Raw genomic sequence first — 2,389 nt, 5'->3', positions numbered from 1 at the left:
AAAAAGCATTAAAAGAAAAAGCAGCGGCAAAAGGTTTGATTGTTATGGGACCTGACTGTGGTACAGCAAATATTGCAGGTGCTCCTCTTGCTTTCGCTAACATTGCACCGAAAGGTTCAATTGGTATTGTTGGCGCATCAGGGACAGGTATTCAAGAAATTACCTCTCAAATCGTTTTACAGCGCCAAGGTATTTCTCATTCAATTGGCTTAGGCGGTCGTGACTTAACAGAGCAAATAGGTGGGATCAGTGCGGTCACTGCTATCAATATGTTGGCTGCTGATCCTAATACTCGGGTTATCGCTTTTGTTTCTAAGCCACCAGCACCCGCTGTTCGTCAAAAAATTATTGCTGAAATGAAACGCCATAATAAACCGATTGTGGCTCAATTCTTAGGTACAACTCCTGAGAAATTTCAAGACGACAATATCTATTTCACTCGCACTTTAGATGAAACCGCACGCATTGCGGCTGAGTTAGCTCGTGTTGAAGACATTGCTGCAGAACTGCCAAAAGTAGCAGGTAAGAAAATCATTGGTCTTTATGCGGGGGGGACGTTAGCAGCAGAGTGCGCCATGTTGTTATCTGAAAAACTCAATGTTGAAGTCGATAACGAACATAAACAAGGCACAATGCTAGATGCTGATGGCCACAAAATTATCGATATGGGTGATGATTTCTATACACAGGGTAAACCACACCCAATGATTGATCCCTCTACACGTAACAAATTTATCAGTGAGCTAAGCAATAAAACAGAAGCTGGCGTGCTACTGGTTGATTTTGTTATTGGCTATGGCGCAACTCAAGATCCAGCCGGCGCGTTAATTCAGGAAATCAAAAAACTGAATGAGAAACGTGGCGAAGCAAATCCACTGATCACTATCGCAACTATCACGGGGACTGAAGACGATCCACAAAACCGCAGCGAACAGCAAAAACAGCTAAAAGAAGCGGGCATTATTGTGATGGATACGTTGCCAGAAGCCGTTTTATTAGCAAAAGAATTAATCCAGCCACATCCAGCAGAAGCACATGCCGAAGTATCGCCACTGCTTAACGGGATCTCTGTGATCAATGCAGGATTACGTAGCTTTGCGGACGATCTGCAATCAAGTGGTACCCCTGTTGTTCATTATCAGTGGGCACCCGTCGCAGGTGGTAATAAAAAACTGGCTGAAATATTAAAGAAATTGAAATAAGGAATTGCAGATATGTACTCAACTATCGAACAAGCGAATGAAGCAGTTATCGAACGTATCCGTGAAGCCCGTCCTCACTGGTGTGATGTTAGCTTAGCAAAAGAAGTTGTTCCTACTTTAGAGACAGGTAAAAAATTACTTCACGCTGGCCCACCAGTAACTTGGGAGGAAATGAGTGGCCCTGTTCGTGGTGCCTGTATCGGAGCTTCTTTATTTGAAGGCTGGGCAGAAACGGAAGAACAAGCATTAACGATGTTAGAAGCGGGGGAAATTGAGTTTATTCCTTGCCATAACGTAAATGCAGTAGGTCCAATGGGAGGGATCACTTCTGCGCATATGCCAATGCTGGTTATCAAAAACCACATCCATGGTAACTACGCTTACTGCAACATGAACGAAGGTATCGGTAAAGTAATGCGTTTTGGTGCTTACGGTCCTGATGTGCAAGAGCGTTTACATTGGATGAAAAATAGCTTAGCGCCAGTATTAAAAGCGGCCATTGCAACCTTTGAAAACGGTATCGATTTGACGGCAATTATGGGGCAAGCAATTACGATGGGTGATGAATTCCACCAACGTAACATTGCTGCATCTGCACTGTTACTGCGTCAGCTTGCACCAGTATTAGGCACTTTAGATTTTGAAGAAGCTGAAATCACAAAAGTGACTAAATTCCTGAGCATTACAGACCAATTCTTCCTGAACTTAGCAATGGCGTACTGTAAAGCGGCGATGGATGCGGGTGCTCAAATCAAGCAAGGGACTATCGTCACTGTGATGACACGTAATGGTAGCAACTTTGGTATCAAAATCAGCGGAATGGGTGACCAATGGTTTACCGCTCCGGTAAATACACCACAAGGTCTGTTCTTCTCTGGTTTTAGCCAAGCAGATGCAAACCCAGATATCGGTGACAGTGCAATTACTGAAACCTTCGGTATTGGTGGTGCTGCAATGGTTGCGGCTCCTGGTGTAACTCGCTTTGTCGGTGCATCTGGTGGTATGGATGCGGCTCGTGAAGTGACTGAAGAAATGGCTGAGATCTATCTTGCTCGTAACATGATGTTGCAAATACCGACTTGGGATTTCCAAGGTGCATGCTTAGGTTTAGATGCTCGTCGTGTTGTTGAAACCGGGATCACTCCACTGATTAACACGGGTATTGCACATAAAGAGCCAGGTGTTGG

2 protein-coding genes are annotated in these 2,389 nt (G+C 44.4%); both read left to right on the top strand.

Annotated features, from left to right (window positions below):
• The coding region (gene fdrA / locus BHE89_RS14880) for an acyl-CoA synthetase FdrA (protein WP_128860595.1) at positions 1-1,202 on the top strand (1,202 nt) is incomplete at its 5' end.
• Between the two features lie 12 nt (positions 1,203-1,214).
• A partial coding sequence (locus BHE89_RS14875; RefSeq protein ID WP_141008306.1) for a YlbE family protein occupies positions 1,215-2,389 on the top strand: 1,175 nt, incomplete at its 3' end.

This window comes from Shigella sp. FC1967 (assembly GCF_001743005.1).
Classification (GTDB): Bacteria; Pseudomonadota; Gammaproteobacteria; order Enterobacterales; family Enterobacteriaceae; genus Proteus.
This window is presented reverse-complemented; position numbering and strand designations above follow the sequence as displayed.